Genomic DNA, 14,060 nt, shown 5'->3' with positions numbered 1-14,060 from the left:
TAAACCTAAATTTAAAACACATAATATACCTATTTATAGGTAGTTTAAACGCTTTTTTACTTTCGTTAATTTGTACTTAAGAATAAACTGGAGATTTATTAAGGTTTTTGATTTTATTTCTTGATAAGAAAAATATAAATATAATTACAAATTATGAATTCAAAAATAAAGTTTATTAAAATGAAATATTTTTATCTTTTTTTGATATGTATACTTTTGTGTTATTGTACTACAGAGGAAGATGTTATAGTTGATTGTGTTGAAAGTGAAATTAAATTAACAGAGTTAGAAACTGTAAACCCTTCATCTGGTGCTGTTTTTTATCATAATCATACTTACGATTCTATAAAAGCCAATTCTACTAGTATAAAATTATATACAAAATGGACTATTGTTGAAGTAAATAATTTTGTTTTAAATGAGGGTTTACAACAATTAAAAAGCAATCCTAATGGAATTATTACCGAACAATTTTTAGGAAAAGATTTAATTTTTACTACTTATTATGAAAGTAATGGACGATCATTACCAAATAACCCAATACCTCCGATAGGCGAAATCTATATAAGTTCCATCAACAAAGAATGTAATACTGTTTCTGGAAGCGTTTTTATACAAGCGGTAGCATTTCATGACGATGGATCAGGAGCAGGTTTAGGTGAAGTCTGGAGTGGAATAAGTTTTGATTTTAAAAATTTACCTTTAGATAACGAATTCCATAAATTATAGGCTATCATTAGTATTTTTAAGCATAAAAAAACCTCGCAAATTGCGAGGTTTTATATTTTTATAAAGTGTCTAAACTAAATGTAATATTAGGTTTTAAACTATTTTAAAAGGTATTTAATTTTACCAGATTCTAACTCTTTCTTCTGGTTTTAAATACATTTTATCACCTTCTTTAACATCAAAAGCTTTGTAAAAAGCATCTACGTTTTTAAGTGGCATATAGGCTCTGTACATTCCTGGTGAGTGAGTGTTAGTCATGATTAAGTTTTTAAGTGCTTCATCACGCATTTTTGTTCTCCAAATAGTTCCCCAAGAAAGGAAAAAACGTTGTTCTGGTGTATAACCATCAATATCTGCTGGTCTTCCACTTTTCTTTAAGAAAACTTGTAAACCTTCATAAGCAGCTTGTACACCACCTAAATCTCCAATATTTTCACCTAAAGTATATTCACCATTTAAATGCATACTATCTATTGCAATAATATCTGAATATTGTTTTATTAATTGACCACCAATATCTTTAAACTTTGCTGAATCGTCTTCTGTCCACCAGTTATTAAGGTTTCCATCACCATCAAAACGAGCACCAGAATCATCGAAACTATGAGAAATTTCATGACCAATAACGGCTCCAATTCCACCATAATTTACAGCTTCATCTGCTTTATAATCATAAAAAGGAGGTTGTAAAATTGCAGCTGGAAAAACGATTTCATTGTTTACAGGATTAAAGTAAGCATTTACTGTTTGAGGAGACATTCCCCATTCAGTTCTGTCTACTTCACTTCCTAATTTTGCCATGTTTTTATTATAGTTCCATTTAGTAACGTTTATTGCGTTTTCGAAATAAGAGCCACCATCTTTTAAGCCAGTAACTTGTAATTCAGTATAATCTTTCCATTTATCTGGATATGCAATTTTAACGGTTAATTTGTGTAATTTCTCTAAAGCTTTTTCTTTAGTAACTTCACTCATCCAAGGTAATTGTGCAATTCTAACTTCAAAACCAAGCATAACATTATCAATCATTTCTTTTGCTTTCGCTTTTGCTTCTGGTGGAAACATTTTTTCTACATATAATTTACCTAAAGCTTCACCTACAGCTCCATTTAAGTTGCTTAAAGCACGTTCATTTCTCGGACGTTGCTTTTTAGCTCCACGCATTTCTTTACTATAAAATTCCCAGTTTGCAGTTTCTAAATCCGTAGAAAGAGAACCTAAAGAGTTGTTAATAGTGTTCCAACGTAGTAACAATTTAATATCACTTACAGAACGTTTTGTAAAAATTTCACTCATTGCTTTAAAATACCCAAGATCTGTAACAATTACTGTTTCAAGATCTTTTACACCAACACCTTTTAAATGAGCTGCCCAATCTATGGCAGGAGATAATTTTTGCAATTCTGCAATGGTCATTGGATTGTATAATTTTCTAATATCTCTACCCTCTTCTTTAGTCATCATTGGTTCTGCCAAACTAGTTTCAAAAGCAACAATTGTACCCGCATTCTTTATAGCAGTTGCTTCATCATCACCAAATTCTTGTAATATTTTTGCTACAAATTCTTGATACTTTACAAGCTTGTCTTTAACTTTAGCATCTACATAATAATCTCTGGATAAACCAAGAGAACCACCACTCATATAACCAGCATATTGACTACTGTTTTTTAAGTCGTTAAAAACGCCAAAACCGTAAAAACCACCACCACCATAGGGTGCCATGTTTGTTAAATAGGTTTCAACATCTTTCTTGGTAATAATTTCATCAATTTTTGATAAATAAGGCATAACAGGTGCTTTACCTTGTTTATTTCTAGCAACAGTATCCATTATAGTTTCATAATAGTTTACTGCTTTTTCTTGATCTGAATCAATTTCATTTCCTTTAGCGTCTTTTACTTTTGGAAAATCTCTTTCTTCAATTGCACTATTTAAAATAGTTAAAACATCTGCATCTGTTTTTTTACGAAGTTGATTAAATCCACCCCAAGAAGTTTGATCATCTGGAATTTCAGTTTTATCAATCCAAGTTCCGTTAACATGTCTAAAAAAATCATCGGTTGGTTTCACCGTTTTATCCATGTTTTCCAAAGCGATTCCAGGAGCTTTCTCTTCTGGTTTATCCGTTTTGCAGGCAACAATTCCTAAAGAAGCTATTGCTGTTACAAAAAATACCTTTTTAATTATTTTCATTGTTATTTGTGTTAATTTATTTGATTAGTAGTTATTTAGTTAAAATGTTACAGTTTTTACTAAAAAAAACTATGATTTAATTTTTTCTTTTGGCGGATTTGGTAATTGATCAAAACCCATATTATATAAAGTAAACCCAAAAATATCTGAATACTGTTCAATTGTTTTTGCAACTGGCGTTCCAGCTCCATGACCAGCATTTGTTTCAATTCTTATTAAAACTGGGTTTTCTCCAGCTTGTTTGTCTTGCAATTCTGCTGCAAATTTAAAACTATGTGCTGGTACAACTCTATCATCATGATCTCCTGTGGTAACCATTGTTGCAGGATATTTTGTTCCTTTTTTTACATTATGTACTGGCGAATATCCTTTTAAATAATCAAACATTTCTTTACTATCATTTGCAGTTCCGTAATCATATGCCCAACCTGCGCCAGCCGTAAAAGTGTGATAACGCAGCATGTCTAAAACACCAACTGCTGGTAATGCAACTTTCATTAAATCGGGTCTTTGTGTCATGGTTGCTCCAACTAATAAACCTCCGTTAGAACCTCCACGAATGGCAAGAAAATCTGAAGATGTATATTTTTCGGCAATTAAATATTCTGCAGCAGCAATAAAATCATCAAAAACATTTTGTTTTTTTAGCTGCGTTCCTGCATCGTGCCATTTTTTACCGTACTCTCCACCTCCACGTAGATTTGGTACTGCATAAATTCCGCCTTGTTCCATCCAAATAGCATTTGCAATGCTAAATGAAGGTGTTAAACTAATGTTGAATCCACCGTATCCATATAATATAGTAGGGTTTTTACCATTTAATTCAACGCCTTTTTTATGTGTAATAATCATTGGTACTTTTGTACCGTCTTTTGAAGTGTAAAAAACTTGTTTACTTTCATATTCATTAGAATTAAAAGCAATTGATGGTTTCCAATAAGATGTATAAGTTCCATCTTTTGGGTTGAATTTATAAGATGAATTTGGAGTGTTGTAATTTGTAAAAGAGAAATACAATTCTTTAGCATCTGTTTTTCCACCAAAACCACCCGAAGAACCAACTCCTGGTAATTTTACTTCTCTAATTAATTTTCCATCAAAATCGTACTGTAAAACTTTAGAAACAGCATCTACCATATATTCTGCAAAGAAATAACCTGCACCAGAATTTAAACTCAAAACGTTTTCTGTTTCAGGAATAAAGTCTTTCCAGTTTTCTGGTGATGGATTTGAAGCATCAACAGTAACTACTTTTTTATTTGGCGCATTTAAATTGGTTACTAAATATAATTTACTTCCACGACTTTCAGCAATATAGGTATCGCTTTTCACATCATTGATAACCGTAACTAGTTTGCTGTTTGATTTCGATAAATCTTTGATAAATAGCTTGTTACCAGAAGTTGATGTTGAAGCTGTAATTACTAGATATTTATCATCTTCAGTTAAATAACCACCAACATATCTATGTTTTTCTGAAGGAATTTCACCAAAAATAACAGCGTCATTTTTTTGTGAAGTACCTAATTTATGATAATATAATTTATGTTGATCTGTTTTTGCAGACAATTCGCTTCCTTTTGGTTTATCATAACTCGAATAGTAAAAACCTTCGTTTTTGTACCAAGAAATTCCAGAGAACTTTACATCTACCAACGTATCTTCTTTAATTATTTTAGATTCAGCATCCATAATAATAATTTTACGCCAATCAGAACCGCCTTCAGAAATTGAATATGCCAATGTTTTACCATCTTTAGAGAAACTTAATGAGCCCAAAGAAGTAGTTGCATCTTCAGAAAAAGTATTTGGATCTAAAAATACTTCTGGTTCTGCATCTCCTTTTTTTCTATAAATTACAGATTGATTTTGCAACCCGTCATTTTTACGAAAATAAGTATAATTGCCTTCTATAAAAGGTGTTCCTACTTTTTCGTAATTCCAAAGTTCAGATAAACGTTCTTTTAATTGTTCTCTGTATGGAATTTTACTTAAATAATCGAAAGTTACCGCGTTTTCTGCTTTTACCCAATTTTCAGTTTCTTTACTTCTATCATCTTCTAACCATCTGTAATTGTCTACAACTGCTGTTTCAAAAATAGTATCTGTAACTGGTTTTTTGGCTGTTTCTGGGTAATTCACTTCAATATTTCTTTGTTTGATTTCTTCTTTACAAGAGACAAATAGTGTGCCTGCAAGTAAGATTGGTATGATTAGTTTATTTTTCATAAGTTCTAATAAATTTGGTCGATAAAAATCAAAGTTACAGTAAAAAACTACTTACATATAACTTATACTTAATGTTTTAACAGTTTTTAACGTTTTAAATATACTTTCTTTAATAGTTTGTGACTTATCAAATTAAAAAAGAAGGTGTTTTTCAGCATAATTACAAGTGGATTTAATATTTTTTAGCTTTTACCTATTAAGTGTTATTTATCAATTATAAAAACGACTACTTTTGCGAAATCTTTTCTGTATAGGAAAAGAAGTATTAAAGAAACCTCAACTATGTTGAGAAAAATAGTTTATTATTATGACAGAGAATTTAACAAAAGAAACATTTTTAGAAAAAGTTTTCAATTTTGAAAAAAATAAAGATTGGAAATTTGAAGGGAAAAGACCAGCATTAATTGATTTTTATGCTGACTGGTGTGGGCCTTGCAAATCATTAGCGCCTATTTTAGAAATACTTTCAAATGAATATGAAGGGAAAATAGATATTTATAAAATAGATACAGAAGTAGAGCAAGAATTGTCTGCTGCATTTGGTATTAGAAGTTTACCTTCTATGTTGTTTTGTCCTTTAGAGGGAGAACCGCAAATGGCAAATGGCGCTTTACCAAAAGCAGATTTAGAGCGTATTATTGCAGATGTTTTAAAGATAGAGAAGTAAAACTTAATTATAATAAAGTTTAATTTAAATCCTGAATTTATAATTCAGGATTTTTTTATTTTAGTTTTTTTGTAACAAACTCAAATTTTAAACTACTTATAACCAATCAAACTAATTTACTAAACTTATGATTTCTCACTTTTTAAAATTAGAATGGAAACAATATTTTCGTTCATCACATTGGCAAAAAGGAATCGCTTTAAAAATAATTACGGGCTTTTTTGTGCTCTATTTTTTAGTTATTTTTTTAGCAATTGGTATTGGAGGATATTTTCTTTTAAAGAAAGAATTTCCAGAATCAGATCCTTTACAGCTAGTAAATTCATACTTACTTTTTGCAATTTTAAGTGATTTAATTGTCCGCTATTTAATGCAGAAGTTGCCCATAATGAATATTAAACCGATGCTTATTTTACCAATAAAGAAAAATAAATTGGTGCATTATGTTTTAGGGAAATCTGCATTTTCCATCTTTAATATTTTAAGTCTATTTTTTTACATTCCGTTTTCTATTGTTCTTATAAAAGAAGGTTATAATACAGCAGGAGTTTTGGGTTGGTTATCAACTATGATTTTAATAATTCAATCTTCAAACTTTTTAAATTTTTTAATCAATAAAAATAATAAAGCATTCATTGTAATTGGTGTTATTTTAGCTGGTTTAATAGGATTACAGAAATTTGGTTTTGCAGATGTTGTTGGTTTTGGGGGTTCGGTTTTCGATTTTATTTATCAAAACCCTATATATTCTTTAATTGGTGTTGTAGTGTTAGCTGTTTTATATCAATTGAATTACAAACAATTACGCAACCAAGTCTATTTAGATGAAGCAGTTGCAACTAAAGTAGAAGAAGCTAATTCGGTAGATTTATCTTGGGCAGATAAATTTGGTGATGTTGCACCGTTTATTAAAAATGATATCCGATTAATTTGGAGAAACAAAAGAACTAAAACGGTGTTTCTAATGTCTTTTTTATTCTTGTTTTATGGGTTAATCTTTTTTACAAGTGACACATATAATAAAATGCCAGCTATGTTGATGTTTGCATCTTTATTTATTACAGGTGGTTTTACTTTAAATTACGGACAATTTATACCTGCTTGGGACAGTGCGCATTATAAAATGCTGATGAGTCAGAGTTTTAGGTACCGTAAATTTTTAGAATCTAAATGGGTTTTAATGGTTGCAATGACCACTATTCTTTACTTTTTAAGTTTTCCTTATTTGTATTTTGGAACAGAAATTTTCTTAATGATTACTGCTGGAGCAATTTTTAATATAGGTTTTAACTCGTTGTTTTTATTATATGCAGGTTCTTTTAATAGAAAAAGAATAGACTTAACAAAAGGTGGTTTTGGAAATACACAAGGTACAAGTGCTACACAGTTTTTAATTGTTATTCCATTAATGGTTTTACCAATGTTATTGTTTTGGGTTTTCGATAAATTTGTTGGACACAACACTGGTTTTATAGTTGTTGCCGCAATTGGTATTATTAGTTTATTACTAAAAAATTACGCCATGAATTTTATCGAAAAAAAATATATTAAAGACAAATACATTATGATAAATGCATTTGGAAAAGAAGCATAATTACAATACAAACTTTTAAGTAAAAATTACAATGATACAAACTACACAACTTTCAAAAAAATACGGAAAAGCAGAGGTTTTAAACATAGATTCTTTAGAAATACCAACAGGACAAAGTTTTGGTTTAGTTGGTAATAATGGAGCAGGAAAAACCACTTATTTTAACATTTTATTAGATTTAATTAGACCAACAACTGGCGCAATTGTAAATCATGAGATTCAAGTGAATAAAAGTGAAGAATGGAAAAATTTTACAGGATCTTTTATTGATGAATCTTTTTTGATAGGTTACTTAACAGCTGAAGAATATTTTGAATTTATTGGAGATTTACGCGGAATGAATAAAGCCGATGTTACAAAATATGTTACACAATTTGAAGAATTTTTCAATGATGAAATTATTGGAAAGAAAAAATATTTAAGAGATTTAAGTAAAGGAAATCAGAAAAAAGCAGGAATTGTTGCTGCTATGATGGGTAACCCTCAAGTAGTAATTTTAGATGAACCTTTTGCTAATTTAGATCCAACCACACAAATTCGTTTAAAGAAAATCATAAAAACGTTAACCGAAAATAGAGATATTACGGTGTTAGTTTCTAGTCACGATTTAACACATGTTACCGAAGTTTGTGAACGAATTGTTGTTTTAGACAAAGGAAATGTGGTAAAAGACATCGTTACATCATCAGAAACTTTAAAAGAATTAGAAAGCTATTTTGCAGTATAAGTAGACTATTCTTAATTTATTACTATTTTTACACTCTTACTTATACTATTTCCTAAAGAAATCAGTTGTAAATAAGAGCTTTTTATGTTTATGAAATATATAAAAAAAATTATTTTAATACTTGCTGTTTTTGGAGTGCTGTATGCATGCAGTACAAAAAAAGACACAGTTATTAATAGAAATTTCCACGCACTTACCACAAAATATAACGTATTATTTAATGGTAAAGAAGCCTTTAAAGAAGGAATGGCAGGAATAAATAATGGTTATAAAGACGATTATTTTACACAATTACCAATAGAACCTATAGAATTTGAAGAGGATAAAATAACAATTCCTACATATTCTAATGGTGGAATGGGAGCTGGTTTTGGAAATGATAAAAAGGATGCAACAAAAAAAGCATCAACTCCTTTTGAGAAAGCTGAAGAAAAAGCCGTAAAAGCAATTCAAAGACACGGTATGAATATTGACGGTTTAGAACGTAATAATCAAATTGATGATGCTTATTTTTTATTAGGCAAATCTCGTTATTATTCGCAGCGTTTTATTCCTGCAATTGAAGCTTTTAATTATGTAATTGCCAATTATCCAGATGCAAGTTTAATTGCTGAAACAAAAATTTGGAGAGCAAAAACAAATGTAAGATTAGATAATGAAGAGTTTGCTATAGAATCTATGAAGCTACTTTTACAAGTAAAAGATACTTTAGAAGCAGATTTGCCAGACGAAATTAAAGAACAAGGGCATACTGCTTTGGCAATGGCTTATGTTAAAGCAGATAGTGTTCAAAAAGTAAAAAAACATTTACATTTAGCAACAAAAACATTATTAAATAGAGCTCAAGGAGCTAGAAACTTATTTATTTTAGGTCAGATTTATGCTTCAGAAAATAAAAAAGATTCAGCAATAATGGTTTTTAATAGATTGGCAAGTTTTAAAAAAGCACCTTATAAATTTAAGATTCATGCCAATATAGAAATTGCTAAAAATGCAACTAAAGATTCTTCTACAGTTGCATTAATTGAGAAAATGCAAAAGCTAATTAAGAATAGAGATAACAGACCTTATTTAGATGAATTGTATTACCAAGTAGGTTTTTTACATGAAAAAAATGATAGTATTAATTTAGCAATAGATTATTATAATCAGTCTATAAAAGCAAAAAATGGTGGCAATAAACAGAAAACATTTACTTATGAAAAATTAGGTAATTTGTATTTTAAAAAAGATGATTACCTATTAGCAAGTGCTTATTATGATAGCGTTTTAAATGCAGCATCTAGCAGTTCAGATCTTCGTATTAGACGTATAAAAAGAAAACACAAAAATTTAGCTTCCTTAATTAAGTTTGAAAACGTGGTTGCAGAAAATGATAGTATTCTTAAAATAGTATCACTTTCTAAAAACGATCAAGAGTTGTTTTTTCAAAAATATATAGATGATTTAAAAGTGAAAGACGAAGAAGCTGCTCAATTAAGATTAAATCAAATTGCTTTTGGTGGTTCTTTTGGTGGTAGTTCGTTAAAATCTAGCAAACAAGGAAAATGGTATTTTTATAACAACCAATCTTTAGGATTTGGTAAAACTGAATTTTTAAAAGTTTGGGGAAATAGAAAGTTAGCAGATGATTGGCGTTGGTCGTCAAAAATTTCAACGAATGATATAAGTAAAGATTCTTTACAAATTAATTCAAAAGATTTACGTTATGATTTGGCGAGTTATTTAGAAAGAATCCCAACCAATGAAAAAGTAATTGATACCTTAAAAATGGATAGAAATCAAGCTTTGTACGAACTTGGCATCATTTATAAAGAGCAATTTAAGAATCCAACTTTTGCTGTTAATCGATTAGAGAGAGTTAAAAATTTAAATCCGAAAGAAGATTTAATTTTACCAATTAACTGGCATTTATATCAAGTTTACAAAGATGTAGGCGAAGAAGCAAAGTCGGATATTCATAAAAATATCATTCTCACAAAATACTCAAATACTGTATTTGCAAAAATAATTTTGAATCCTAATGAAAAAATAACTCAAGATGTTGAAATTGATGAAGTAAAAGATAAGTATAAAGAAATCTATTACTTATATAAAGAACATAAGTACCAAGAAACGGTAAAAAGTATTGTTGATTATCTACCAACAATTCAGAATTCAAAATTAATTGCTAAATTTGAACTTTTAAGAGCTTATGCAATAGGAAAATACAATGGAGACAAAGAATATAAATTTGCATTAGAAGCTGTGGCAATAAAATATGCAAATACAGAAGAAGGAAAGAAAGCAAGAGAAATAGTAAAACAATTAAGCAAATAACCAAATGTTTAGCAACAAAGATAAAAATTCGCAAAAACCAAAAGCTATGGAAAGAAATGTGATTGCAAAAAACACAACAATTGTTGGTGATATTAAGTCTGATGGTGATTTTAGAATAGATGGTACTCTAGAAGGTACTTTAAAAACAAACGGACGTGTAATCATTGGTGTAGACGGTTTTATTAAAGGAAACGTAGATGCTACAAATGCAGAAATTGAAGGAAAATTTTCTGGACAACTACAAGTTTCACAAACATTAACCATAAAAGGAACAGCGAATATTTCTGGAGATGTTATTATTGGTAAGTTATCTATAGAGCCAGGAGCAACATTTAATGCAACTTGTGCAATGAAAGGGGCTTTAAAAGAACTAAACAGTAATGAACAAAAAAAGCGTTCCGAAAAAACCGCTTAATAAAGCATTGGCACTTTCTGGTGCTGGTTTACAAATGGGTTTAACGATTTATCTCGGTTTTTTATTGGGTACATGGTTAGATAAAAAATTTGAACTCGAATTTTTAACAGAAACAATTACTTTATTGGCCATTTTTCTAGCGATGTATTCATTAATAAAACAAGCAAATAAAATTAATGAATAAAGACATTTTTACTTACATAGTGGTATTTGTTATTTTATTTTTAGTAGGTTTTTATTCCCATAATTTAATTTTAACTTCAAAAGAAGTTACGTTGTCTTTCTCTTTAGAAAACATATATTTTTTTCATGCTTTCTTTTCTGCAATTGTTTGCATTAATTTAAGAGTCTTCTATACATTCGAAAAAGTGCAACCACAACTAGGTTTTATCTATTTAGGAAGCTTAATTTTTAAACTTGTATTGTTCTGTATTATTTTTTACAATCCAGTATTTACAGTAGTTGATTTTACTTTGTCAGAAAAAACATCGCTTCTAATTCCTCTTTTTATTTTTTTATTTGCAGAAGCTCTCTTTACTGTAAAAATCTTAAACAAAAAATAAACAAAAATAATTCCTTAAAAATACTTTGTAAGTTTGAATAATTACGTATTTTTGCGCCGAATTTAGAAAGCGTATTATAACAATGGGTATTGCACATAAAACAATCAAGTTTCTTACAATAGCAGCTATGGCCTTTTTTACAGCTACTGGTTTTGCTTCAGATTCTGATAAAAAACAAGACAACCAAAATGATGGAGGTCGTGTTAATACAAAAACAGAAGTTGATGAGTATATACTTCATCACATTAAAGATTCGCACGATTTTTCTTTATTTTCTTACACATCAGATGCAGGGGAAAGAAAACACGTTGGTTTTCCTTTACCAGTAATTATTTGGTCTAGTGAAGGTTTGGTTTCTTTTATGTCTTCAGAATTTCATCATAATGATGATGGTCATGTAATTGTTGAAAAGAAAGGTTTAAAGTTTGCAAAGATTCACTCTAAAATCTATGAATTAGATAACGGGGCAGCAACAGTTTCTTTTGATAAAACACATCATGCAACAAACGCACATAAATTATTAGATTTTTCTATAACTAAAAGTGTTTTTGGTATCTTATTAATAGGTTTCTTATTATTATTTTGGTTCTCTAGATTGGCAAGACAATATAAAACAAAACAAATACCAACTGGTTTTGCAAGAGTTTTAGAGCCTTTAGTATTATATGTTAGAGATGAAATTGCAAGACCAAACATTGGTGAAAAACATTATAGAAGATTTACAGGGTATTTATTAACTGTATTTTTCTTTATCTGGGTTTTAAACCTTGCAGGTTTAACTCCATTAGGTTTTAATGTAACAGGTCAGTTAGCAGTAACTGCTTGTTTAGCAATTTTTACATTAGTAATTTATACAGTTAGTGGAAACAAAGATTACTGGATGCACATGATTTGGATGCCAGGAGTTCCTGTTTTAATTAGACCAGTTTTAGCAGTTATAGAATTAGCCGGAGCTTTAATAATTAAACCATTTTCATTATTAGTACGTTTGTTCGCAAACATATCAGCAGGTCATATTGTGGTAATGAGCTTAATAGCAATTATGTTTACTCTAAAAGAATCACTTGGTGTGGTTGGAGCAACAGGATTGTCTTTAGTATTATCATTTTTTATAACATTAATTGAGGTTTTAGTGGCTTTTCTACAGGCTTATATCTTTACAATGCTTTCAGCATTATTTATAGGTATGGCAGTAGCAGACCATTCAGAGGCTCATTAATACACATTTGTTTAATTTAATAAAAATACATTTATTATGTACAATTTAATTGGAGCAGGATTAATCGTAATCGGAGCAGGAATTGGTTTAGGTCAAATTGGTGGAAAAGCAATGGAAGGTATTGCTAGACAACCAGAAGCGACAGGGAAAATTCAAACAGCAATGATTATTATCGCTGCATTATTAGAAGGTTTAGCATTTGGTGCATTATTCTTAGGGAAATAATCCAAACAAAAACAAAAAGCATATCTCTGTAACGGTTGGTTACAGAGTATGTTTTTAATTAAGCATTAAAAAGTAACAAAAAATTAATTAGTTTATAGAATGGAAACTTTATTAAACGATTTTTCACCAGGGTTATTTGTAGTTTCGTTAATCTTATTATTAGCGTTAATCGCTTTAATGGTAAAATTTGCTTGGAAACCAATTTTAAACTCTTTAGAAGAAAGAGAATCTGGTATAGAAAATGCATTAGCAGCAGCAGAAAATGCTCGTAAAGAAATGCAAAATTTACAAGCAGACAATGCAAAGCTTATAAAAGAAGCAAGAGCAGAAAGAGATGCAATGATGAAAGAAGCTAGAGATATTAGCGATAACATTATAGCTACTGCAAAAGAAGATGCAAAAGAAGTAACTTCTGGTTTAATTGAAAAAGCACAAGCAGCTATTCAACAAGAAAAGCAAGCAGCTTTAGCAGAAATTAAAAAGAACGTTGCAGAATTATCTATTGGTATAGCAGAATCTGTAATTAAGAAAGAATTATCTAATAAGAACGATCAATTAGAATTAGTTGAAGGACTTTTAAAAGATGTTACCTTAAATTAAGCAAAGAATGAAAAACGCAAGAGCAGCAATACGTTATGCAAAAGCAATTTTAAATCTTGCTAAAGATTCTAAAGAAGAAAGTGTAGTTAATGACGATATGTTATTTATTACAACTACAATTTCTGAAAATGATGAATTTGAAGTAATGTTAAGAAGCCCTATTGTTAAAGCTTCAGATAAAATAAAAGTATTAAATGCTTTGTTTGGCGGTAAAGTAAACAATATTACGTTAGGTTTATTTCACTTATTACAAGATAATAAAAGAATAGCAATGTTGCATTCTGTTGCAAAACAATATGCAATCATTTATGATTTTGATAAAAACTTACAAGTAGCAAAAGTTACTACAGCGGTTCCTTTATCAAAAGAATTAGAAGAAAAAGTTTTAGCTAAAATAGTTGCTTTAACTGGTAACAATGCAAATTTAGAAAACGAAATCAATCCAAATATTTTAGGAGGATTTATTTTACGTGTAGGAGATGTGCAATACGATGCAAGTATCTCTAACTATTTAAACGAATTGAAAAAGGAATTTGACAACAGTCATTACATTCCAAAAATTTAATTATACATCAAA

General features: G+C 29.4%; 14 protein-coding genes. 12 read left to right on the top strand and 2 right to left on the bottom strand.

The genetic code is table 11. From position 1 onward, the window contains the following. Positions 1 to 201: 201 nt before the first annotated feature. A complete protein-coding gene (locus V3V28_RS01615) occupies positions 202 to 729 on the top strand; it encodes a hypothetical protein (RefSeq protein ID WP_331363270.1) in 528 nt (175 codons plus the stop codon). 120 nt (positions 730 to 849) lie between these two features. Here the strand turns inward: V3V28_RS01615 and V3V28_RS01610 are convergent, their stop codons facing one another. Both V3V28_RS01610 and V3V28_RS01605 read right to left on the bottom strand, forming a co-directional pair. Then, positions 850 to 2,925, bottom strand: a complete 2,076-nt coding sequence (locus tag V3V28_RS01610) for a M13 family metallopeptidase (RefSeq protein ID WP_331363269.1) — start codon at positions 2,923 to 2,925, stop codon at positions 850 to 852. Positions 2,926 to 2,994: 69 nt separating this feature from the next. Further along, positions 2,995 to 5,154, bottom strand: coding sequence for a prolyl oligopeptidase family serine peptidase (locus tag V3V28_RS01605; protein ID WP_331363268.1), 2,160 nt, complete (start codon positions 5,152 to 5,154; stop codon positions 2,995 to 2,997). Between the two features lie 307 nt (positions 5,155 to 5,461). Here V3V28_RS01605 and V3V28_RS01600 point away from each other — a divergent pair, with 307 nt between their 5' ends. The 11 genes from V3V28_RS01600 (at position 5,462) to atpH (ending at position 14,048) form a co-directional block, all read left to right on the top strand. Beyond that, the gene (locus tag V3V28_RS01600; RefSeq protein WP_331363267.1) at positions 5,462 to 5,821 is read left to right on the top strand and encodes a thioredoxin family protein; all 360 of its coding nucleotides are present in this window, start codon (positions 5,462 to 5,464) and stop codon (positions 5,819 to 5,821) included. 127 nt (positions 5,822 to 5,948) lie between these two features. Continuing rightward, the gene (locus V3V28_RS01595; protein ID WP_331363266.1) at positions 5,949 to 7,415 is read left to right on the top strand and encodes a DUF5687 family protein; all 1,467 of its coding nucleotides are present in this window, start codon (positions 5,949 to 5,951) and stop codon (positions 7,413 to 7,415) included. Positions 7,416 to 7,446: 31 nt separating this feature from the next. Next, the gene (locus V3V28_RS01590; protein WP_331363265.1) at positions 7,447 to 8,142 is read left to right on the top strand and encodes an ABC transporter ATP-binding protein; all 696 of its coding nucleotides are present in this window, start codon (positions 7,447 to 7,449) and stop codon (positions 8,140 to 8,142) included. A gap of 90 nt (positions 8,143 to 8,232) precedes the next feature. Then, complete coding sequence (porW, locus tag V3V28_RS01585) at positions 8,233 to 10,461, top strand: type IX secretion system periplasmic lipoprotein PorW/SprE (protein ID WP_331363264.1); 2,229 nt, start codon at positions 8,233 to 8,235, stop codon at positions 10,459 to 10,461. Positions 10,462 to 10,465: 4 nt separating this feature from the next. After that, positions 10,466 to 10,876 (top strand): bactofilin family protein, encoded by a 411-nt coding sequence (locus V3V28_RS01580; RefSeq protein ID WP_331363263.1) that lies wholly within the window; start codon positions 10,466 to 10,468, stop codon positions 10,874 to 10,876. Continuing rightward, positions 10,842 to 11,060, top strand: coding sequence for an AtpZ/AtpI family protein (locus V3V28_RS01575; RefSeq protein WP_331363262.1), 219 nt, complete (start codon positions 10,842 to 10,844; stop codon positions 11,058 to 11,060). Before V3V28_RS01580 ends, V3V28_RS01575 begins: the two co-directional genes overlap by 35 nt. Further along, positions 11,053 to 11,439, top strand: a complete 387-nt coding sequence (locus tag V3V28_RS14640; RefSeq protein ID WP_442957513.1) for a DUF6168 family protein — start codon at positions 11,053 to 11,055, stop codon at positions 11,437 to 11,439. Before V3V28_RS01575 ends, V3V28_RS14640 begins: the two co-directional genes overlap by 8 nt. Positions 11,440 to 11,521: 82 nt before the next feature. Beyond that, positions 11,522 to 12,658 carry a F0F1 ATP synthase subunit A gene (gene atpB / locus V3V28_RS01570; protein WP_442957512.1) on the top strand — a complete coding sequence of 379 codons (1,137 nt, stop codon included), beginning with the start codon at positions 11,522 to 11,524 and terminating at the stop codon, positions 12,656 to 12,658. A gap of 36 nt (positions 12,659 to 12,694) precedes the next feature. Continuing rightward, on the top strand, positions 12,695 to 12,883 hold the full coding sequence (gene atpE, locus V3V28_RS01565) for an ATP synthase F0 subunit C (RefSeq protein WP_013993139.1): 189 nt from the start codon (positions 12,695 to 12,697) through the stop codon (positions 12,881 to 12,883). 99 nt (positions 12,884 to 12,982) lie between these two features. Next, entirely contained in the window at positions 12,983 to 13,483 is a 501-nt protein-coding gene (locus V3V28_RS01560; RefSeq protein WP_331363260.1) for a F0F1 ATP synthase subunit B, read from the top strand. 7 nt (positions 13,484 to 13,490) lie between these two features. Beyond that, positions 13,491 to 14,048 (top strand): ATP synthase F1 subunit delta, encoded by a 558-nt coding sequence (gene atpH / locus V3V28_RS01555; protein WP_331363259.1) that lies wholly within the window; start codon positions 13,491 to 13,493, stop codon positions 14,046 to 14,048. Positions 14,049 to 14,060: the final 12 nt, after the last annotated feature.

Origin of the sequence: Polaribacter sp. (assembly GCF_036480315.1) — a bacterium.
Lineage (GTDB): Bacteria > Bacteroidota > Bacteroidia > Flavobacteriales > Flavobacteriaceae > Polaribacter.
Note: the sequence above shows the minus strand (reverse complement) of the source record. Positions and strands in the feature narration are given on the sequence as shown.

Coding starts and splice junctions, on each gene's coding strand:
- V3V28_RS01610 (WP_331363269.1), bottom strand. CDS start 2,925: ATGAAAATAATTAAAAAGGTATTTTTTGTAACAGCAATAGCTTCTTTA.
- V3V28_RS01605 (WP_331363268.1), bottom strand. CDS start 5,154: ATGAAAAATAAACTAATCATACCAATCTTACTTGCAGGCACACTATTT.
- V3V28_RS01600 (WP_331363267.1), top strand. CDS start 5,462: ATGACAGAGAATTTAACAAAAGAAACATTTTTAGAAAAAGTTTTCAAT.
- V3V28_RS01595 (WP_331363266.1), top strand. CDS start 5,949: ATGATTTCTCACTTTTTAAAATTAGAATGGAAACAATATTTTCGTTCA.
- V3V28_RS01590 (WP_331363265.1), top strand. CDS start 7,447: ATGATACAAACTACACAACTTTCAAAAAAATACGGAAAAGCAGAGGTT.
- porW (WP_331363264.1), top strand. CDS start 8,233: ATGAAATATATAAAAAAAATTATTTTAATACTTGCTGTTTTTGGAGTG.
- V3V28_RS01580 (WP_331363263.1), top strand. CDS start 10,466: ATGTTTAGCAACAAAGATAAAAATTCGCAAAAACCAAAAGCTATGGAA.
- V3V28_RS01575 (WP_331363262.1), top strand. CDS start 10,842: ATGAACAAAAAAAGCGTTCCGAAAAAACCGCTTAATAAAGCATTGGCA.
- V3V28_RS14640 (WP_442957513.1), top strand. CDS start 11,053: ATGAATAAAGACATTTTTACTTACATAGTGGTATTTGTTATTTTATTT.
- atpB (WP_442957512.1), top strand. CDS start 11,522: ATGGGTATTGCACATAAAACAATCAAGTTTCTTACAATAGCAGCTATG.
- atpE (WP_013993139.1), top strand. CDS start 12,695: ATGTACAATTTAATTGGAGCAGGATTAATCGTAATCGGAGCAGGAATT.
- V3V28_RS01560 (WP_331363260.1), top strand. CDS start 12,983: ATGGAAACTTTATTAAACGATTTTTCACCAGGGTTATTTGTAGTTTCG.
- atpH (WP_331363259.1), top strand. CDS start 13,491: ATGAAAAACGCAAGAGCAGCAATACGTTATGCAAAAGCAATTTTAAAT.